The organism is Lawsonibacter sp. JLR.KK007 (assembly GCF_036941135.1).
In the GTDB taxonomy this organism is placed as follows: domain Bacteria; phylum Bacillota; class Clostridia; order Oscillospirales; family Oscillospiraceae; genus Lawsonibacter.
Map to the genome: position 1 here is coordinate 1,136,865 of NZ_JAYWSY010000002.1, position 20,930 is coordinate 1,157,794.

The 20,930-nt window shown below is 56.2% G+C and carries 15 protein-coding genes; 2 read left to right on the forward strand and 13 right to left on the reverse strand.

Annotated features, from left to right (window positions below):
- Window positions 1-406: 406 nt before the first annotated feature.
- The 9 genes from VV088_RS15590 to VV088_RS15630 form a co-directional block, all read right to left on the reverse strand.
- On the reverse strand, window positions 407-745 hold the full coding sequence (locus VV088_RS15590; protein ID WP_334601630.1) for a hypothetical protein: 339 nt from the start codon (window positions 743-745) through the stop codon (window positions 407-409).
- A 324-nt stretch (window positions 746-1,069) separates the two neighbouring features.
- Window positions 1,070-2,221, reverse strand: a complete 1,152-nt coding sequence (locus tag VV088_RS15595) for a M24 family metallopeptidase (RefSeq protein WP_334601631.1) — start codon at window positions 2,219-2,221, stop codon at window positions 1,070-1,072.
- 15 nt (window positions 2,222-2,236) lie between these two features.
- A complete protein-coding gene (locus VV088_RS15600) occupies window positions 2,237-3,523 on the reverse strand; it encodes a TRAP transporter large permease (protein WP_334601632.1) in 1,287 nt (428 codons plus the stop codon).
- Window positions 3,524-3,529: 6 nt separating this feature from the next.
- On the reverse strand, window positions 3,530-4,033 hold the full coding sequence (locus VV088_RS15605) for a TRAP transporter small permease (RefSeq protein WP_334601633.1): 504 nt from the start codon (window positions 4,031-4,033) through the stop codon (window positions 3,530-3,532).
- A 124-nt stretch (window positions 4,034-4,157) separates the two neighbouring features.
- The gene (locus VV088_RS15610; protein WP_334601635.1) at window positions 4,158-5,210 is read right to left on the reverse strand and encodes a DctP family TRAP transporter solute-binding subunit; all 1,053 of its coding nucleotides are present in this window, start codon (window positions 5,208-5,210) and stop codon (window positions 4,158-4,160) included.
- A 219-nt stretch (window positions 5,211-5,429) separates the two neighbouring features.
- The gene (locus tag VV088_RS15615) at window positions 5,430-6,623 is read right to left on the reverse strand and encodes an aminotransferase-like domain-containing protein (RefSeq protein WP_334601636.1); all 1,194 of its coding nucleotides are present in this window, start codon (window positions 6,621-6,623) and stop codon (window positions 5,430-5,432) included.
- A gap of 194 nt (window positions 6,624-6,817) precedes the next feature.
- A complete protein-coding gene (locus tag VV088_RS15620) occupies window positions 6,818-8,002 on the reverse strand; it encodes an AfsR/SARP family transcriptional regulator (protein ID WP_334601637.1) in 1,185 nt (394 codons plus the stop codon).
- Between the two features lie 10 nt (window positions 8,003-8,012).
- Window positions 8,013-9,593: an amidohydrolase gene (locus tag VV088_RS15625; RefSeq protein WP_334601638.1), complete on the reverse strand. Its 1,581-nt coding sequence runs from the start codon at window positions 9,591-9,593 to the stop codon at window positions 8,013-8,015.
- A gap of 60 nt (window positions 9,594-9,653) precedes the next feature.
- Window positions 9,654-11,315, reverse strand: a complete 1,662-nt coding sequence (locus tag VV088_RS15630; protein WP_334601639.1) for a M20/M25/M40 family metallo-hydrolase — start codon at window positions 11,313-11,315, stop codon at window positions 9,654-9,656.
- 379 nt (window positions 11,316-11,694) lie between these two features.
- Between VV088_RS15630 and VV088_RS15635 the strand changes: the two genes are divergently transcribed.
- Window positions 11,695-12,177: a hypothetical protein gene (locus VV088_RS15635; protein WP_334601641.1), complete on the forward strand. Its 483-nt coding sequence runs from the start codon at window positions 11,695-11,697 to the stop codon at window positions 12,175-12,177.
- A gap of 42 nt (window positions 12,178-12,219) precedes the next feature.
- Here VV088_RS15635 and VV088_RS15640 read toward each other — a convergent pair whose 3' ends face one another.
- From VV088_RS15640 to VV088_RS15655, 4 genes are all read right to left on the reverse strand, one after another.
- Window positions 12,220-17,103 (reverse strand): S-layer homology domain-containing protein, encoded by a 4,884-nt coding sequence (locus tag VV088_RS15640; protein ID WP_334601643.1) that lies wholly within the window; start codon window positions 17,101-17,103, stop codon window positions 12,220-12,222.
- 400 nt (window positions 17,104-17,503) lie between these two features.
- A complete protein-coding gene (locus VV088_RS15645) occupies window positions 17,504-17,656 on the reverse strand; it encodes a hypothetical protein (protein WP_334601644.1) in 153 nt (50 codons plus the stop codon).
- Between the two features lie 58 nt (window positions 17,657-17,714).
- Window positions 17,715-19,808, reverse strand: coding sequence for a SpoIIE family protein phosphatase (locus VV088_RS15650; protein ID WP_334601645.1), 2,094 nt, complete (start codon window positions 19,806-19,808; stop codon window positions 17,715-17,717).
- A gap of 159 nt (window positions 19,809-19,967) precedes the next feature.
- Complete coding sequence (locus VV088_RS15655; protein ID WP_334601646.1) at window positions 19,968-20,366, reverse strand: DUF3221 domain-containing protein; 399 nt, start codon at window positions 20,364-20,366, stop codon at window positions 19,968-19,970.
- A 190-nt stretch (window positions 20,367-20,556) separates the two neighbouring features.
- On the opposite strand from VV088_RS15655, the gene VV088_RS15660 reads away from it, so the two are divergent.
- Window positions 20,557-20,904 (forward strand): Asp23/Gls24 family envelope stress response protein, encoded by a 348-nt coding sequence (locus VV088_RS15660; RefSeq protein WP_023346461.1) that lies wholly within the window; start codon window positions 20,557-20,559, stop codon window positions 20,902-20,904.
- Window positions 20,905-20,930: the final 26 nt, after the last annotated feature.

Here is a 20,930-nt window from a genome sequence, read left to right on the forward strand (position 1 = left end):
ACTGCAAGCACTGGGCTTTAACCAGCCTTTTAAGCCGTGGGTCCGGGGTTCGAGTCCCCGCTGGGTCACCAGACAGAAGGACATCCGTCAGGATGTCCTTCTGTTTTTTGTTCCTCCCAAACGAAGAGGGACATCTCCCTTTTGGAGACGTCCCCTCAGCGGTCGCTGACCAGCCAGCCCTCATCCTGAAAAATAAGGTCATCCAGGTCGGGCCGGTGGGGCGCAGGATGGTCGGGGGCCGGGATCGCCGCTTTCTTATCGTTCATGCAGACTCCTCCTTTTGTAGATTGCGGTTATACATATCAGTATATGCGGCACGGGACGGGATATGTGCACGTTTGCGTACATCAACTCACAAGATACCGCCCTGCCCCAGAAAAAAGGGCGCGCTGCGCCCTCATTTCCATCAGCGGTTGGAGATGTTGCCCTCGGCATTCGTAAAGAACCAGGGAGAACCGGTGAAATCGTTCAAGGTGGTTCCGGTGAGGGTAACTGTACCATCAAGAGTGATTGTGTTAGCATCCATATCGACGTTCACGCTCAGATTTGCGTTAGGCTTCATCCAAGCATCAGAAATGTTGCTAATGTCGGACGCATCCTCGGTCAATGGTCCGCCAGCTACAGGCGCCTCATCCACTGCCTCCTGAGTCTGCTGGGCAGTCATACCGGAGGAAGTCAGATAACCGGTCTCGATGGAGATCAAAGTGGTCAGCTGAGTTGCGGAGAGGGTGTCGGAAAGGCTCATGTATGCCACGGACCGGGGGCCGGTTTTGGGCTGGACGCGTCCTGCTTCGGACATTTGGTAGACCCGGTAAGTCTGAGCAAAAGTTTCGAATATTCTGCGTTTTGCCCAAAAATTTCGAGGTTTTTCGACGTTTCCCTACGGCCGCCGCCGTGTCGCACCTCTTTAGAGCCGGTTTTCGTTGCGAAAACAGGAGGTAATCCAAAGAAATGAGCGGTTTCGTTGTAAAAAGTTTTACTGGTAGATGCCCGGAAATGCAAAGTGCCCCCAACCTCCTGCGGCGCAGGGAGTTGGGGGCGGTTTTGGTAGGCGTTTAGTAGAATTGCTTTAAATATAAATCACATCATAGGGGAGGGTAGATAACCGCTCCGCCGCTCCGTCAGTTGAAATGTAGCAGTCACAGTAGCTTACCCTTTGCCCATTCTTCTTTGTAACGACGGGATGGAGATTAAACCGCATGCCCGGTACAATAAGTTCCGTATTATCCTTAGAAATAGACGGTATTTCCCAAGCATCCAAGCCCTGACCGTGACCAATAGGCGCGGCAGGCTCCTGAGCGTTTCGAGGAACGGCCCAACCGTCTTTGACCAGGCTTGCTTCGGCCGCTGCCGCTACCTGACCCACCGTATTGCCGGAGTGGATCATCTCTGCTGCCGCCTGGATAGACCGCACCACTGCCGCCAGGGCTTCCTCCAATTCCAAATCTCGTGCTCCTAATTTCAGAGGCTGCCAGATTTCGCCATAATGACCCCCTGTGTCCGAAACCTCAATCACAATGACACTGTTGTCCTCGTCCTTCCAGCGGTATGTCCGGCCCAAGGATAAAACCGCATGGGAAACAACAGCCGGGTTCCCGGAGCCGCTCATCCAATATTGATCCTCGGCACCTCTACCTATGGCAAAAGCATATCCTTTCGCTAGGGCATCAGACTCCAACGCTCCAGGACGCACTTCCTTCAAATAGGCCCACATGGCCTCTTCATTGAGACGAACAGCCACTCGAGACAGTTCAATCTCCGCAGGGCTCTTTACCATCCGAAGTCGTGCAAGTTCCATCGATACGTCCCGAACCGCATGTCCAATCTGCCGGGTCAGCGACAGGATAAACCGCGCTGACAAGCCGGCGGTTCCCGCCACTCCAATCGATTTGGCCTGAATCGAGCGCAGATAGTCCGCTGCTGGCACTGCCGGGTCTGTGGCATACAAATGGGGGGGAATAACCCGCGTTTCTAATGGAAGGGGGCCGTTTCCGGCGTGGAACGCTGCCAAACTGTCGTGCGCAAAATAAACTGGGACACCTTCTGGACAGATTACAATGCACTCCTCATATACGGACAGGTAATAATCCATAAGCCAGCGCAGGGAGCCGCGCTGGTCAATTTGAGCAGATGCGCCGATAATCAGGGCATCCAAACCCTCACGGACCATCAGAGCCTGGACAGACGCCAAACGGCTTTGATATTCTTGCGGGAAAATCATCGAATGCGCCCCCTTTCATTCTAGGCCAAGCAGATTCGGCAAAAACGTTATGATTTGGGGGAAGAATACCATAAGCAGCAGCGAGAACGTTCCTGCCAGCAGGAAAGGCCACAGCTTACTGACCAGATCCTTCATGGATACATCCGCAATGTTGCAGGCAACAAACAGGTTAGAGCCTACCGGCGGTGTAATCTGACCAATCGCGAAGTTTATCGTAGCCAAAACGCCAAATGCATAGAGGGGAATATCCATATTCCGTACCACAGGCAGCAGAATCGGCATCAGAAGGTAAAAACCAGAGGCAGAATCGACAAAGCAACCGGCAATCATAAAAATCAGCATCATGATCAGCAGAAGAATCAACTCATTATTGGTAATTCCCAACAGCGCGTTGGACAACTGAGCCGCCACACCACTCGTGGTCAGGATATAAGTGAACGCACCCGCACAGGCCATAATAAACATGATAATGGCGGAAGAGACCGATGCATCAATAAATACCTTGATCAGTTCCTTCAGCTTGATTTCCCGGTAGATGACGATGCCCACAAACAGCCCGTATACCACCGCTACGCCAGCAGCTTCTGTGGGAGTAAACACGCCGCCATAGATGCCGCCCAGGATAATCACAGGAGTCATCAAGCCCCAGAATGCATCTTTCAGGGCTTCCCACCGCTTTACCATCGGAGCCTTTTCCTGTCGGATTACATGTTGATCATTCCGCAGATATAGCAGCGCAGCAACTGCAAACGCCACGCCCATGAGAACACCTGGGATGATACCTGCCATAAACATGGTGCCCACCGATTGCTCCGCCAGCATCGCATAGATGACAAAGGGGATCGAGGGCGGGATGACCATACCAATGCCGCCGGAAGATGCCACAATCGCAGTTGCGAACCGCTTGTCGTAACCGGCATCTTTCATGGCGGGGATCAACACGCCGCCGATCGCAGCGACCGTGGCGGGGCCGGAACCGGAGATTGCTGCGAAAAAGCAAGCCACTACCACCGTGACCACCGCCAGGCCGCCCCGGTAATGACCGACACAGGCGTTTGCCAGATTAATGAGCCGCCGGGAAATGCCAGCATACTCCATGATCACGCCGGCCAGAATAAAAAACGGGATGGCCAGCAGCGTAAATTTGGCAACAGCGGCGTAGAATACGCTGGTAAACATGGAGATACCAAACCCGGCATAGAGCATGCCCACGATGGAAGCCAACCCCATAGCCGCTGCGACAGGCACTCTCAAGCACAGCAGCACAAAAAATACGCCGACTAACACAATACCGACTGACATGCCAGTTTACACCTCCTTTGTTTTCTTTCGCTCCAGGCACATGGACTTGATTTCATCATATCCTGTCTTCAAAACGCTGATGACCGTCACAGCCGAGCCAACGGGGATCGCGGAGCTGGACAGCGCCATGGGCAGCCGCATTCCAGAGGTCACCTGATGATGCTTGATTTGGTTTGCGACCATGTCGCAGCCTACCTTGGCAATCAGCACCATGAGTACCGCGGAGCACAGGGTGGAAAAAATCACTGTAACAATCTGCAGCTTTTGAGGAAAATGGCTGGTAAAGATGTCCAGCATCGTGTGAGAGCCTTTGCGATAACCATAGGAGATGCCAAACATCGTCACCCATAAAAAGATGATGACGACCAATTCCTCCGTATAGGAGAAGGGCGACTGGGGCAGCAAACGTCGGCAGACAACGTTAAAAAAGTTGAAAAACACCATAATGGCCATGCCAATTACCATAACGGCAGCCTCAAATACATTAAACAGGTCCCAAAATTTCTTCATGCGTTACCCTCCTTGAACGCTTGATTTTCTGCGGTATCATCAGGAATAAACAACAGCGGAGAGATCTCCTCTCTCCGCTGTTTCGGGAACGGCAGCCGGGGGCGTTCTGACGTCTTTCTAAAACTCAGGAGAAGGTATAACCAAATTTCGCAAACAGGTCTTCACCAAGAATGTCCCGATAATCCTCATAGATGGGAGCAACCGCCTCCTGGAATGCGGCTACCTGATCGCTGGTGAGCTCTCCAACTACTTCAACATTAGGATACTTGTCAAACTGTGCCATCAGTTCGCTGGTTTTCTCGCGGGTGGCCTGGATCTGATAGGCCATAGCCTCGGCGGCGGCATCGGAGAAGATGATCTTTTCCTCATCTGTCAAGCTGTTCCACAGCTTTTCACTGACCGAGAGAAAAATGGGATCATAGGAGTAATTCCAAATGGTCAGGTAATTGGTGACCTCCAGAGTGTTCTGGGTAAAGAGCAGGTCCAGTGTGTTCTCACAGGCGTCAATGGCGCCCTGCTGAAGGGAGGTGTATACCTCGCTTTGGCTCATCGTAATGGGGTCGGCGCCAATATACTTCAGCAGGTTGACGTGAACATTACTGCCGGGGACTCGCATTTTCAGGCCCTGCATATCCGCAGGGGAGGTGATGGGATTGCGCCGGTTGGCCACCTGACGGTAACCGTTCTCACCCACAGCCAGGCAGACACAGCCCGCCTCTGAGATCACTTGCTTCAGCGCCTCGCCGCCTTCACCGTTGGCGATATAGCGGTCTACATCGTCATAGGTAGGCAGGAGCCAGGGGAAGCAGGCCACGATGGACTTTTCTGAGATCGAGGACCAGACCATGGCGTCCTGCAGGTGAATATCCGTCGAGCCCTGCTGGAGCAGCTCGATTCCGGTTGCCTGGTTGCCGCCGGACAGCTGGTCACTGGGATAGATGGTAATGGAATATTTTCCATTGGTCTTTTCGCTGATGATGTCACAGAATTTCTGCGCACCTAGCTGCCATGTACTGGTTTCAGGAGAGGCGGAGCTAAACTTTAATTCGATGACCTCATTCTTCGTTTGACTGGAATTGCCGGAAGTGCTCCCCTGGCCGTTATTGGTTTGGCCGCCGCAGGCCGCCAGGCCCACCATCAATGCGCTGGCAAGGAACAGGGAAATGGCTTTTTTCATCGTGTTTCCTCCTTAAAATAGTTTTGGTGTAGCGATTACGGCGCACATGAAGCGGCAGAATGCCGGCCGTTTCAGCGCTGTAATCCATCTGATGTTTCGCTGGTCTTTCCGTATCGCGAAAATTGGACGCGAGAAAGACACGTTTCAACCCAGCGAAAAAATCATGCAAATGAAATGAGGCCCGATTGCGTCAGCTCAGTGTTCCCCTCCAGAACACCTTTACTTTTGGAGCATTTCTGTCAGCATCTTGCCCATGCGCTCCATCCCAGTTTTGATGTCCTCTTCGCTGACGGTGGCAAAGCTGAGCCGTGCTGTGTTAGGATGTCCGCCGTAGGGATAGAATGTATCGCCCGGAACAAAGATTACTCGAATGCCCTCTTTCATCTGATGGAATAGCTCCAGAGAATCCACACTCTCTGGAAAAGTGATCCACAAGAAGAGTCCGCCCTGGGGAATTGTATATTGTATCTCCGGCGGGAAGGTCTCCCTGATGGTTTGGAGCATCAGATCTTTTTTCTTTTTATACAACTGGTTCATCGCTGCGATATGCTTCATGATGTCGTTGTTGATCAGATATTTTGCAGCAATGCGCTGAGTCAGCTCACTGCTCTGCAAATCACAGGCCTGTTTCAGATAAACCAAGCTGTTGACAATATGCTGATCCGCAATGATCCAGCCAATCCGCATCGCTGGACAAAGGATTTTGGAGGTGGAGCCCAGATAAATCACCCGGCCAACGGAGTCAAAATGCTTCACAGGGGGGACGACCGGTCCGTCATAGCGCAGGTAGTAATAGGGGTTGTCCTCGACAATCATCACATTATACTGCTCCGCCAGCTCAATCATCCGGATACGGCGGTCCTCCGCCAACACACGGCCGGTAGGATTTTGAAAATCAGGGATCGTATAGATAAACTTTGCGTCCGGATGATTTATGAGCGCTTGCTCCAGCGCATCCATACACATGCCATCCTCATCGGTGGCCACTTCAATAAACTGAGGCTCATAATACTTGATGGCATTGATAGCCCCCATATAGGTGGGACTTTCCACAATCACCTTGTCGCCCTGATCCAAAAACGCCTTTGCTACCAGGTCCAATCCCTGCTGAGAGCCACTGGTAATGACCAGCTGTTCCACCGGAGTGACAATCCCAATTTGTTCCATCATGTCCTGCAGCTGCTTGCGCAGCTCCAGGTTTCCCTCCGTCACGCTGTACTGCAAAGCGGTGCGCCAATCGCTGCGAATTGCCAGATCCGCAGCCTGCGCCAGCTCTTCCCAGGGAAAATACTCTGGGTCCGGATTGCCGCCGGCAAAGCAGATCAGCGTGGGGTCAGAAGCCAGCTTCAGCGATTCGCGGATAAATGAGGGTTTGGCCAGCTTCATCCGTTCTGCATAACGAAAAGCACTCATATGTTCCTCCTTCACATGTTCCTTGATGTTACATCCTCTTTTGCCGTGTTTTCTGCCCTCCATCAGGCAGGGAAATGAAAAAGACCGAGTATTTTATCCTTTTATAGTATACCGTGACAGGGTTATCCCTTTATTTCATTCGAAGCGGACGAAAAATTATTTTGGTGGAAAAATAAACTCAAGATGAACAGACGTTAAACAATGCGTTTTTCCGGCGGCTCCCCATCCCACTCCAGCGACACGCTTCCTGGACACATATGCTGCAGGTACTGCACCGCAGTGAAGGAAAACAAATCGCTTTGCACCATATTTTCCAGCCGGATTGAGGTGCGGTAAAAGTGCGAAAGCTGATTAAAAAATTGAAAAACAGAGTTCAGCAGCCTCACCTGACGCACCTGGCTGTAGGTATTTTCCAGCCCATAGGCCGGGATGAGCGCGGGCTGTATCGTGGCCATATCCTCCAGGAAAACTTTGGGTATTTTGCTGATTACGCCGCGCTCACAGGCGGAGGTGACCGCAGATATGATCTCGGCCAGTACGGAACCTGGAATCTCCCCCGCTTTTTCCCAAACCCGGATGTGCAATGCCAGGTCTTTTTTCTGAAAGACAGCACTGGTTTTGCTTTGATCCTGGGCCGCCAAACTCATGTGAAGCTCTCGCAGCCGCTTGGAGGGAGGCAGGTTTAAATCCGTCTGTAGAATCTCCTCACACTTCCGGCAGTATTGAATGGCCGCCGCCCGGTCTCCTCTGTCCTGACAAAGCTGGATGATATGGTAGTAATACTCCTCCTCGTAGGGGCTGACACGCAGCAGATCCTCCAACGTGCTATGTGCGCCATCCAGATCTCCGGCGGCAGTGTAGCGGTCAAGCAGACGCTCTAAAACCTGCTGGCAGGTTCTTTGATACCGCGTGCGTTCGAAGAGAAGCCAGTCGTTGAAGTCATTGCTGTCACGGATATAAAATTCTTCCATCAGCTCCCGCTCCAAAATCAGCTTCATCTCAATCAGCTGCTCCCGGCTGGCCTGTTCCGCCGGCACATCCAACAACCGCTTCAGGCGGCGGAGGTCGGAGGTATATTGATAATCCGGATTGATAGAACACGCGTCCTTAGAGGCGAGAAGAAATTCTGCGCCATTTTGATCCGGCGGAATGGTTTTTCTGATGTTCCAAAGATTGTAGCGCAGATTGTAGGTGGCGGTGTCATAGCTTTCCGACCAGAACATGGATGCAAGCTTGTCCCGAGAGGCGCGATGCTGTTCGCTGCAAATCAAAAAACCTACAATTGCCAGAGACTTTGCACTGAGCTTTGTGGCGATTGGCACACCGGAAACGGAAAATCCCATCGGCCCAAACATTTGGATATGGAGCTTGTTTCCCATGCATACCTCCTTACAGGTCCTGATATAGGATCGCACCAGACTTCATCGTCAAAATGACTTCCGCCGTAATAATACCTTTGGGATTGGTGCGGAAGATATTCCGGTCCATGACCGCCAGATCTGCCACCCGGCCAATCTCAAGTTCGCCTTTGTACCCCTCCTCACGTCCCACCCACGCCGCATCTCGGGTAAACATAGACAGGGCTTCTTCCACGGTAACACGGCTGGACTCAACCGGATGATTGACTGCAGCATGAATTCCTCCAATAGGGTTGACCGGGGTCAGACCGCTGTCCGAGCCGCCGCAGATACGCACGCCCGCATTGCGAATGTCCTGAAACGGGTTTGTCTGCTGCCACAACTCCCCCAGCCGCTCTGCAAACATCCCCCGGCTGCCGCCGTAAAAATACTCAAACGCGGGCTGCATGGAGAAAATGATCCCCATGGCGCCTGCCTGTCTGCGCTGATGCTTTGTGGTCAGCTCTGCGTGCTCGATCCGATGGCGGAGGTTGAATATCCCAGTCTCTCGCCGGGCATATTCGTGAGCGCGGAGCGCCTGTTCCACCGCACGGCTGCCCACAGCGTGGAGGGAGGTATCCAGCCCCGCCTGATAGCAGTTGAGCAAAAACTGGTTGACCTCCTCCTGGGAGTAGTACAAAGTCCCGCTGCCGGAACGGTCGTGGTAGCTGGTGTCCAGCGCGGCCTCGCCGGCGGTAAAGGAGCCGTCTAAAAAAATGTCCCCCACACGAGTGAGGCCCAGGGCCTTCACTTTGTCCAGCTCCATGGTCCCAAAGTAGATACAGACGTCCAGCGGAAGCCTTGGGATACAGGAGAGCAGTAATTTGACGTCCTGCTCCGGAAACCCCTCTCCGCCCTCCATAGCGTGGATGGAGGTGACCCCCTTTTTCAATAACTGCTTGGATAAGTCCAGCACCGCCCGCTCTTTATCCTGGATGTTATAGCTGTTCCCAATTTTCTGGCGCAGAAGGGCGTTGGCCTTTCCGCGAAAGATTCCGGTGGGGCGCATAAACTCGTCCACTTCCACCCCCTCGATCGTCCAGGGAATATTGATGGAGTGGAGGGCTTTTGTGTTTAAAATGGTGCAGTGGAAGTCCCGGCATTCGATCCATACGTCGTAGTCCCGCAAAAATTGGTCAATCACCTGTCGGTTTGGCAGACACTTTTCCTCCAAATCGGAAATTTCCAGACGGCAGGCATACACGGTTGACTGCCTGGGGTAGCGTTCCGCCCACTCTCGCAGCCGGGTCCCCATCTCCTCAAAGTTTCGGGAGCCGTTCAGGTCCAGCTTCATGCGGTCCAGTGCTGTGGGAACCACATGGACATGGCAGTCGTAGAATCCTGGAAGTACCAGACTTCCCTTCAGGTCAACTGCTTCCTCCGCCATAGCCAAGTAGCCAGCGTCACAGTCGCGATACCCGGCGTCTCGTATCATCCCTTCCTGAATCCACATCCAGGTATAGTTTTTCTTGCCGTCAAAGCGAAAGAAATTTCCGTTATACAGAAGGATTGAACCGTTCAGTTCCCTCTTTTCTGTGGCGTTCATGCTGTCATTGTTGCTGTTCCGATTCATGTGGGCCTCCATAAAAAGCAGTTGCGGCTGCGTCCGCCCTCAACTGCGAAACCGAATGTATCACTCGTCCGCGTCATGAAGCAGGTTCATTACCGTTCTATAAACCAGTTCCGGCGCAGTGTAAAAACTGTAGTTTTTCTCGATACGCTCCGTAAACTTATGGGCATCCTTTCCAAAGGGGCCAATATCGACTACAGGCAGGTCCAGCGACTGCATCTCCCGCAAAGGGATGTCATAGAAGATACCAAAGCCAGGGGTATTCCGCTTGAGGGCACGAATGACCTCCGGGTCCTGGGGGGCGGTGGCAAAGCTGAGGTCAGAGATATAGGGAAAGAACTTTTTTCGAGTTAGTTTGTAATCGGTTCCCGTCTCCTCAATGGCCTTGTCAACCGCCCACAGCAAGCGGCGTTCCTTTTCCTTCTCCCCTGCAACGTGGACGTGGGGGTAGTAGGGGGGCGTGAGGTAAACCAGCACAATGGGGTCTTTGTCGCTCCACAGGCCATGGACATACTCCACTAAACGAGTTGTGCGCGTGCAGGTGTCAATGGTCTCATCCGTCATCAGCTCCTGCGACTTTTGCGCAACCAGCTCCGGCAGCTGGGGGACCTCCTCCAGTACGGCGGCATACAGCTGCTGATAGGTCATAACTCGGGCCTTCCAGGGCAGACGGACAAAGGGCTGCCGGCACATATTACAGAAGGTGCGGTAATACTGATTCAGCGTATCAAGCACCTGGAAGAAACACTCCTCCGCTATCTCCGCCATCATAGCCAGCACCTGATCCGGGGTGCTGATGTGGGTGGCGTAGTTAAAGTAGAGAATGGCTGATTTGGCAATCTGCGTGGAGTACTCTGCCTTTCTGTCCCGCTGGCAAAGGGTAACGGGAGGAAGCGTAACCTCGCCCTCAGCCACATCGCAGAACTCAGGATTCAAATTGATGCGGGAGCTGATCTTCGAAATCAATTGATTGGGGTCCAGGCCCTTGAACGCCTCGCCCACATGGGTTTCCTTGCCGACCACATAGAATGTGGGCATCAGTTTGCCTACCGTTCCCACATAGACATACTTATTGGTATCCCCCTCATATTCCGAGGTCATATAGTCCGTGTCCAGCAGGGCCAGATAGTCGAATTTGTTCTCCTCCTGCAGCTGGATCAGCTTGGGCACCACGCTGCGCATACCGCGGGAATTGCCCTCCTCATCACAGACCGCGGCGTAAATCAAAGTACCCTCAAAGGCTTCGATCTCCCGGCTGATCTCCTCCAGCAGAGCGATTAAAATTGCGTCCCCGGATTTCATATCGAAGATCCCACGGCCAAAAAGGTAATCCCCCGACTCAAGGTCCCGGCGCACATCCTCTGACAGCTCCAGCTCCTTCAGTTTCTCCATCAGGATATCGGGCTGGTTTGCATATTCGGCCAGAGGGCCATAGTCGGAGATCCCGACCGTATCCATATGGCCGATCATCACAACGGTACGGCGGCTGGCAGATTTTTCGCCCCGCACCATGGCCATGACACTCTTCCGCTTCCAGGGATCGTCCTTGACCGGAACATAAAACAGGTTTTCCGGATGGGCCTGAAAATATGGGACCCGGCCGAGGATCTCATATACCTTTTCTGCCATCACCACCTCATTCGCGGTTTCCAATACACTGAATTGGCCGGTCAGTTCCCGCGTCAGCTGTTCAATACGCGCCGCGCGCTGCTGCTTATCCATCATTAAGGCACTCCTTTCGATCGGCAACACCGTTGCGCCGATATTTATAAGAGATTATACCGAAAAAAATTTTGCACAGCGTTTTATTTTTATGCACCTTTGCAATATATTTGGAGGAACTTTTCCAGCAGAATAAATAGACGTTAAACCAAACAATCATCCCATGGCGCCCGTTCTGTTTCGGTGCCAGCCAACTACCATCCGAGCCGGCGGAAGCGGGCCGCTGATGAAACGAGACGGTCCCGCAACCGCGGCGGCCTGAGATGCCAGGACGCAAAAAAAGGGCGCAATGCGCCCTCACTTCCATTAAATGTATGCGAACGTCCCACTTTGGGGCGTTTTCTTTGTAAGGATGGAATCTAATTTTAAGGAGGAATCTAGCATGTCCACCAATCACACACCCAACTACAGCCTTTCCCAGTGGGAACGCAGTGACAAGGTCCAGATGGACGACTTCAACGCCGACAACGCCAGGATTGACGCCGCTCTGGCGGCCAAAGCGGACAAATCCGCGCTGAACAGCCTGAGCAGTACAGTATCCGGGCACGCCGCCGCCCTGGCGGGGAAGGGCAATTGCCGGATCGTGTGCCACACCTACATCGGTAATGGCGGCAGCGGCGGCAACAGCCCCACCGTCATCCGCTTTTCCGGCCAACCTCTGTTTGCTGTCATATCCAATGGTCAGGCGATGGTTCTGGCGGCATACGGAGTGAGAACCCTCTACTACGGACTCAGCAACGGCACTGCGCTGGTGGCCTCGTGGTCGGGAAACACCCTGAGCTTTTATGGCAACGATCCCTATGTCCAGATGAATGTAAAAGGTTCCGGTTATTCTGTCCTCTCCTTCTTCGCGGCGGACAGCTAAGTAAAAAGGACCCCCGGGCCAAAGCCCGGGGGTTCTGCTGGATTACTCAGCGGGGGTGGTGGGGGCCACATAAGCGGCAGGACCGCTGTAGACGCCCTCCACGACGACTTCCGCCGCCATAGCACTACTGCCAGTTCCGGTGGTGACCTCAAAGGTCAGGGTGTACTTTGCGCCGTTGGTGGCAACGGTGGTCTGATCCAGAGAGAGGGTATTCTTATTGGTGTCGCTGCTCTTCTTCATCTCCCAGTGGAAGACGGCGGCCTTCGCAGCCCCAGCAGCGTTGATGCCAGACCAGGTCTCCTTGTACTCCACAGGGCCGTTATCAGCCGCGCCCTGGAGCATGTTGACCGCAGTGTCATTGATCTTGAGTTCCTTGGCCTTGACCTGCGTCACAGCGGAACCCTTGGGAACCTCGACCTTCACCCAAAGCCAGGGCAGGGTGTTCACGCCGCCATTATCAACAATGTCTTGCCAAGTTGTGTAGCCGGAAGCCCCAGTCTTCTTGTAGGGCTCGAAGGTGGCCTCATCGTACACGAAGTTCATGGTAGCGGTGATGGGGTCCTTGGTCTCGCTGCCCTCGGGGGCCGCTTCCAGGGTCGGGAGAGAGGTAGCGGTATCCTTGTTCGCGCTAGAGTTATCGACATCATTATCGGGCCTGATGGTCATAGCAGTGTTGCCGACCTTCTCCAGCTCTCTGCCAGTGTTGTCGGTGACAGTGGCTTCCTCGCCTACCACAGTATGAGCCTCCAGCTTCACTTCGCTGCCCGCCTTGAGGCTCAGCTTGCAGGTGTTCAGCTCCTTGGTGATGGTGATCTTATCGGTAGCGTTCTGAGTTGTCAGAACAGAATCCTTCTTGGCGGTGCCAATGGTCGCGGAAGCGCCGTTGTCGGTCCTGACATTGCCGCCAGCCTCAACAGTACCAACGGTCACGGAGGCGGTAGCTGCTGTCTTCGCCTCGACAGTCGCGGAAGTCTCGACGGTGGTAACGGTAGCAGTAGCACCCGCGCCGGTGACCTCAACCTTGGAGGACGCGCCGTTAACGGTGCCGACCTTCACGCTGCCACCAGCCACGGTAACAGTACCCCCGCTGATCTTGGTAACCTCAGGCACCTTGGTGGTGTCGATCTTGTTGACCGTCACGGTGGGGGTGGTTCCGCTGCTCTTCTTCAGCTCGCCGATCTTGGCGTAGCCAGCCACACTGCCAGTGCCGATGGTGATGATGTTATTGCTATCAACGTAGCCAGCAACCTCCAGGGAGTTAACACTGTTAACAGCCAGAGTGAGGTTAGAAGTCTGAGCGGGCAGGTTCCGGGTCTTCAAAGTGCCGTAGATCGTGATGGTCTCAGCTGCGGAATTGCGGTTGACCAAGTCGCCGTTGATGTTAACGGTCTTGTTGGCGTTGATGGTGATACCATTCGCGCTACTACCGTAGATCGTCATGTTGCCGCGCTGCACATTCACGTTAGCGTTGATAGTGATCGCACCGCTGTCGTAGATGTTCATCGCGTCGGCGTCCACAGCGTATCCAATGGTGCTGCTGACCAGAGAGTTGGTAGCGAAGGTGCCCTTCACGACCAGCTTGCCGCTGCCGGAGATGCGGACTCTGTTCCGCGTGCCATTATCAGCGGCCTGGAAGTTGCCGTTAATGGTCAGGGTGGCGTCAGCAGGGATGTCCATAGCAATGTTGCTGCTGACATCGGTATTTCTGGGAACCCAGGTGTTGTTGATGGTGACGTTCTTATGGAGCTTCAGCGCTTCCTCAACCTCGACAGTGGTGGCATTGCCATCCAGTTCGAACTTACCGCCAGTAGCGGTGCCGCCGGAGGCAGTGAGGACCTCAGTGTCGCTGATGAAGACGACCCACTTGGCCACGCCCTGGCTGTTCAGAACGGCCACGATACGGCCCTCGAACTCCTTCTTGTCGGTGGTAGTCGTGTCGGCGTCGCCCAGCTCGGCAATGGCAGTAGCCACGGAGGCGCGCTCAAGCTTCTTGTAGCTGCCGTCAATCTTCTGCAGGACCACGGCGGGGGTATTCTCATCCACCAGGGTCAGACCGCGGTCAGCGCCGTTGTCGCCAGCCAGATACATAGTACGGCCGATCACTTTCAGGTCGGTGGCCTGAGACTTCGTCAGGTGTCCACCGTTGTCAGGATCAGTATCCCAGCCCCAGGCAGCGGAACCCTTAACATCGTTGGTGTTGCCGCCAACGCAGTCGTTGTTGACGTCGGCGCCGGGATGGTGGCCGATATCAACGATGACTTCCTTGTCGATCTTGTAAACACCATCAAAGGCCTTGTCATAGGTCCAGTAATCGGTCAGTGCGGTGGGAGTCTTCACGCCGGTGACGTAGTCGCCGCTGTAGCGCAGCTCCTGCACGTGGCCGGGCTCCAGGTCGGAGATGACCTTGGTGAACTTGCTGTTGGTCTTCAGGGTGACGATCTTGCCGTCCACAATCGCGTCAAACTCCCAGACGTGGCTGCCGTCATCCAGGCGCTCCTCGGAGGTAGCTGCGGTCAGGATGTAGGCATAGTTGGCGTCGCTGCCCTTGGCCTCGCCCAGGATGATGGAGGCGATGATGTAGTTGTCCTTGTTGTACAGGGTGTAGATGCTGTCGTACAGAGCGGTATCCTTAGTACCGTCGGAAGCGTCCTTGATGTAGGTCTTGTCATCGTCATTTGCGTTGTTACTACCCTTCTGATCGGCACGGGCGGACTTGCCGAAGACCTCGATCTCCACGTTCTGCACGCCGGTGTACACACCGGCCACGTCGCTGATGACGTGAGGCGTGCTGTTGTCGGCGCTCTCGTCAGCCTCCACCACGATGAAGACGGAGTTGTCGTTGCCGTAAGCGCGGTTGCCTCTGGTCACAGTGCCGTTTCCGCGCCCGGCGGCGGCCCCGTTCTCGCTCATGTCGGCGGCATACTCGTCGATACGGACGCTGTCGCACTTGATGACGGTGTCATCGGTAGTGACAGTGGGATTGTCCAGAACCTCGGTGGTGAACATCCGGGTGGCGGGGGTCAGGGTGTACTCGCCGGCGGCGTCCACGGTGTAGGTGTACCAGCGGTTCAGGGCGTAGGGCTCAACGCCGTTTACCTTGTTGGCCCAGCGGGTGAAGTACTGGCTGCCGTCAGTGGTGCCGTTGGTCACCTTGTCAATGTTCTTGTTGGTGTCGCGGACATTGACCTTGATGGTCTTCATAGTGCCGTCGGTGAAGATGGCGGCGGCGGTGGCAGAGCCCAGGGCGATGTTGCTGGTGCTGGTGTCAAAGCCGGTGATGAAGACGTAGTTGTCATCGCCGGAGAACAGGTCGATGCCCACGGCGTAGCCGTACTTGTCCAGATAGATGTTATAGGTGTGGTCGGCCAGCAGAGTGTTGTCGTACAGGTCCAGCACGTCGTCGCTGTAGAAGGCGAAGGCGGAGTTCTTGTACTCGGTGCCGCCGGTGACTACGCTCTTGAAGAAGGCGACATTGGTATTGCTGGCGGTGTCCTTGTCGCTCTTCTTGGCGAACTTGGTCAGGGTGGAGTCGCTCATGATCTCCACATCGTCAACGATCACGACCTCGTAGCCGGTCAGGTTGTTGCGGACCGGGGTGACGGTGGCGTTCTTGCCGGTCACGTTGACCAAAACGTACTCGTCCTTGGTGATGTCAGCAATGGCGGGCACGTCAGCCAGACTGATGGTCTTGTTCGTGGTGACGGTCCGCTTGGTATCGTCGGTGTAGTCGGAATAGATGCCCAGGATCACGGACTCGGTGGTGGCGTTGTAGTCCACAGCGGCCTTGGCCAGGAAGGTGTGGATGGAGGAGATGTCGATCAGCCCCCGCTCCGTATCCACAAAGACCTGGGTCAGCACGCCGTTGGCAGTCTGCCCGAAATCGTTGGTAGTGCGGCGGAGAATTTTGTTGGCAACGTCAATGCTGTTGCCGGTCCGCACGCCGTCCACGTAGTAGGAGACAGTGTACTCCTCGAGCGCACTGCGGCCCAGCAGGTCGTACAGGGTACGCTCACTGACAGCGGTGGTGTAGGTCTCGCGGATGTTCTCCTTCTTCATGTAGGTGCCGATTTCCTTGCCCTTGAACTCCCAGGTGCGGGAAGGACGGTTGAAGTCGTCACTGGTGGTAGCGGTGTCGTAGAGGCGCAGCTCGCCGTCATACAGCCGCTCGCCCAGCTCCACGATGGTACCCAGGTTGGTGGAACCAACGGAGGTGGCCTGCGTGGACTTAATGGCGCTGGCAAAAGCCTTGGCGCTGGTCACGCTGACGTAGTTGACCTTGCCGGTGTACACAGTGCCGTCGGGGGTGGTCAGGTTGATGGTGTTGCCGTCAGGCTCCACAACCGCGGACTGCAGAGCGTTCAGCACCATCTGAGCCACCTGATTACGGGTCATGGGCTCGCTGGCGCTGGAACCGACGCCGTCAAAGATGCCAATGGTGGTGCCCAGACGGACGGTGGAGACTTCAAAGCCGTCGGCGTAGTCGTTGCTGTACTTGAAGTAGCCCAGAGCACGCATCATCATGGATGCGGCTTCCACGGCGGTGACGGTGGCGGCGGGATCGTAGATGCCGTCGCCGCGGCCGGACACGATGCCGTTGGCGGCAGCAGCCCCGACCCAGCCCCGGGCCCAGTCATAGACGCCGGCGACGTCGGTGAAGGGGCAGACCGCTTCGTAATAGTTGTAGTCCAGGTTGAGCAGCTTGCCCATGACAACAGCCATCTCGGCGCGGCTCACGGAGTCGCCGGGACGGAAGTTGCCGTTCTCGTCGCCGACCATTACGCCGACCGACTGCACAACCTCAATGGCCTCGACGTTGTCGTCTTCGGCAACATCGGGGTAGCCCGCAGCACTGGAACCAACCACCATCATGCCCAGGAGCATGACGGAAGCCAGAGTCAGGCTGAGGGCCCGCTTCAGGTTTCTCATTCGGATTTCCTCCTTTAATTTTTTTCGGCCTGAGAGGGGCCGGTTTTGGGCTGGACGCGTCCTGCTTCGGACATTTGGTAGACCCCGTAAGTCTGAGCAAAGGTTCCGAATATTCTGCGTTTTGCCCAAAATTTTCGAGGTTTTTCGACGTTTCCCTCCGGCCACCGCCGTGTCACTCCCCTTGCATCCTGTCGAATGCCTCAGGGGGCAGGTACGACCTTGACCAGGCGAAAGGTCTCCCAACCTCTATGCGCATTCTAGCAAACCGAATTTTGAAAGTCAATGGGTTGGGGGGAAGTGTAACAAAACGGTAACATTGCCGTAACACAGGGAGAAATGTGTTACAGGGGGGGGGGCGGAGGGGCAAAAACGGGACCGGCTCCCCCGGTCCCGTTTGTCGTTATTTTTGGTCCGCTGTCTTGAGGTACACCCGGATCATTTTCTTGATCTCTTCCACCGTGTAGGTCTGCTGCGCAGGCGCTTCATCCAAAATATCGAACAGGTCAAATGCCATCGCCTTTCGTGTGTCTTGCCGTTCCGCTTCAGTGCCCATGCCGTTAACCCCCTTTATGGTTTCTATATTTACATTGTATCCGATTTTTCAGGGTCTGTCAAGCCTTTCCCCGCTCCGCCGGGTCCTTCTGGGTCCGGCGCTCCACCCGGATGACCAGGGCGGTGCGGTCGTCGGTGGCGTCCTTCCGGTCCTGGGTGACCAGCTCCCGGGCCAGATCCTTGGGGCTTGTCCCGTCAAACTGAGCCAGCCGTCCCCGCAGCCAGGCGTCCTCCGGGCCGGGGCACACCCCGTCGCTGATCATCAGCACGCAGTCCCCCGGCGCCAGCCGCAGGGAGAAGCGGTCCAGCGCGGCGCTCTCCCCCTCCGCCAGCCCGGCGGGGAGGGATTTTCCCGTGAGCCGCTGGACCTCGCCGCCCTTTTTTATATAGGTAGGGGCCGCGCCCAGCTTGAACAGCTCCCCCTCCCCGGTGAACAGGTCCAGCTGGAGCAGGTCCACGGTGGTGAAGCCGCCGGTCTCCTCCCCCCGCAGGGCCAGGGCGGAGGACAGGGTGGTCAGCGCCCGGGGGGCCGCCACCCCCGCCTGGAGGAGCTGCTCCAGCAGGCGGACGGCCAGGGTACTCTCCCGGTTGGCGTCCGGGCCGCTGCCCATGCCGTCGCATAGTAAAAGGTACAATTTTCCGTCGTGACGCTTGAAGTAGGTGCCCGCGTCTCCGCTCACCGTCTCGCCGGTTTTTTTCCGGGCCGCCACCCCCGCCACCGCCATCAGCGGCTCCTGCTGAATCAGGGAGACGGCGTTCTCCCCCTCCAGCTCCACCCGCAGGGGGACGCCCAGCACCGCCGACAGGTCATTGATCCGGCTGGGACGGGTCAGCGCCGCGCACTGAGGGCCCTCCGCCTCCACCCGGAGCAGGCCCCGGCCGTCCCGGTAGACGGCGGCGCGCACATCCAGCTTCAGCTCCGCCAGCCGCTGGCGCAGGCGGCGGTCCCCGATGACGTCGGGGGTCAGCTCCCGGCTCAGCTCGGCGGCGGCCTCCCCCAGCAGGTCGGACAGCTGAGCGTACTGCCGGCACACCGCCGCCCGGCTCTCCCGGATGCGGGCGTTGTACTGCCGGCGGTAAAACAGGGCGGTGAGCTCCTCGTTCACCGCCGCCACAAATTCCGGAAAGTGGATGCAGCGGTCGGCAAAGTGGCGGGGAAAATCCCCTTTTTCCGCTTTTCCCCGCTCCACCATGGCGGGGGTGGCGTCATTCATGGCGTTGAAGGTGGTGTTGTAGTCCGTCTTCCAGCAGCGGTCCCGGAGGGTGCAGGCCCGGCACTGCCGCCCCGCCGCCCGGTCGAAGACGGTGGCCACATCGTTGTCGTTGTCCGGGGCGCGGAAGGCGGAGCGGAGGGAATCGCACAGGGTGCGGAAGGCCTGCGCGGTGCGCTCCAGCTTCTGCTGGACCAGCCGCTGGGCCCGGAAGTCGGCGGCGGCCTCCGGAACGGAGTGCATTCCAAACCAGCCCAGCACCCACTCCGGAGCGAAAAAGGCCAGGACGCAGGCGCCCACCCCCACCACTGCCAGCATGGGCACTCCAAAGAACTCCATCGGCGCGATGGCCGTCAGGCAGGCGCACAGCAGGGCCAGCGGCCCCACCCGCCGGGCGGCGGCGGAGGGCCTGTCCCGCTTCCGCCGGACCATGGGGGCCAAGGCCCCCCGAAAGGCCCAGGCCGCCGTCCCCACCAGGGCCGTCTCCAGGATCAGATAGGCCGTGCCCTCCAGCTGCCAGCCCGCCTGCGCCTGGACGATACAGCCGGTGAAGGCGGTAAGTCCTCCGGCCACCATGGGCATGGCCCAGGGGCGGCGGAGGACCTTCCAATCGCAGAAGGCGAAGTGGACCGCAAAGGTGAGGATGGCGGCGGAGGAGTAGCGCAGGCCGTCGGAGAAATCCAGGGCGGTCAGCGAACCGAAGCAGGTCCCCACCAGCGCAGCTCCGCCGAACAGTCCGGACCCCGCCGCCGCCACAAAGGCCACGCCCAGCGGCGCCCGGCCGCCAAAGACCACCGCTCCCGCCAGCACCGCCGCCAGCAGCAGGTGGATGCCCAGCTCGGCCAGCGCTACCAGCGGTGAGACGGGCGCCCGCGCCGGCTCCGGCGGTTTCGACTGGGCCCGCAGGCCGCTGATCTTGCTGTAAATGGTCTTGGCTGTCATGCCGGTCTCCTCCTTGAAGGGGCCCGGCGCGATGCCGGCGGGCCCCGGTGTATGTTGGAGCCCATTATATTCCAGTTTCTGGAAATTATACGTCGAAAGCAGTCTGCCATAAAAATTGCGGCCCTCCCCCAAAACGGGAAGGGCCTGATTCATAAAGGGCTATATTTCGTCGTCCAACAATTGAATGACATCCACATGCTGGATCTGTCCTGGATATGACTCAAGAATTGCCCCCGTAAAGGTGATGGAAATGTGATCGCCAACCTCCAGATCCTCCAGGGCAATCTCGGTGTACCGCCATGTGATCTTTGTTTCCTCTACGATGACAAAGGAAAATTCCTGTCTGAAATTGATGTCGTTGACCTCCATACCCGTCACGGTGCATGTGTTCCCCTGCAGCTCGGAGATCGTGGCGTAAAAGGTCTGGGGCATGAGCTCAGAGGCGGAGGCCTCTATGCGGTCATAGGCCGTTTTGTACCCGATGAAATAAAATACTCCCGCGACCGCTATACTGTAACAAAGCATGGCAATCACAAGTCCGGCGGCTTTTTTCTTCATAAAATATCCCTCCTGATTTAACGTTCTATCTTTTATAGACGTAAAAAATCAGCAAAGGTTCCCTCTTTTTCCCATCTCATTCCCAGGTCCGTTCAACTTTAGGGCTTGTATTTTTCCAGAAAATCGAATACAATGTAAAGTGAATCAAACTAGGCGAACCCTATCCTCATGGAAAGGAAGGTATTTTCCCATGAAACTGGAAAATGAGCTGGGCGAGATCCGCATCAGCAGCGACGTGTTCACCACCGTTACCGGCAGCGCCGCCACCAACTGCTACGGCGTGAAGGGCATGGCGGTCCGCTCCACCACCGACGGACTGGTCCACCTGCTGAAGCGGGAATCCATGTCCAAGGGTGTGAAGGTCTATTACAACGCGGACGGCACCGTCTCCATCGAGCTGCACATCATCGTAGAGAACGGGGTCAACCTTATGGCTGTGTGCCGCTCCATCATGAGCGAGGTGCGCTATGTGGTCAGCAAGACCACCGGGGTGGAGGTCGCCTCGGTGGATGTCTGCGTGGACTCCATGCGCTTCTGATTATTCGCAGAAAGGAATTTTGCCGA